At 66.0% G+C, this 241-nt stretch carries 1 pseudogene; it reads right to left on the minus strand.

Going from position 1 to position 241, the window contains the following annotated elements:
- Positions 1-241 (minus strand): annotated as a pseudogene (locus ACLJNW_RS28040) (GMC family oxidoreductase); the annotation flags it as partial.

Below are 241 nucleotides of genomic sequence, written 5' to 3' on the forward strand. Positions count from 1 at the left end.
GTCGCCGGGAAGGAAGGCGGAGAGCTGGCGGTAGGGCAGCGCGGTATCGTTGATCCCGTGGCGGATGCTCACGGTGCTCTTGGAGAGATTCTGGAACAGCTTGCCGCGGGTGTTGTAGGTCAGCTCGTCGAGGGTGTTGGGGTAGGCACCGTCGGGATAGGTATCGCGGTTCTCGCCGCGCTCCAGCGCCACCACGTTGAGCCCGGCCTCGGTCAGCTCCTTGGCCAGGATCGCTCCGGTC

Origin of the sequence: Salmonella sp. SAL4457, assembly GCF_046548235.1 — a bacterium.
Taxonomy (GTDB): domain Bacteria; phylum Pseudomonadota; class Gammaproteobacteria; order Enterobacterales; family Enterobacteriaceae; genus Salmonella; species Salmonella enterica.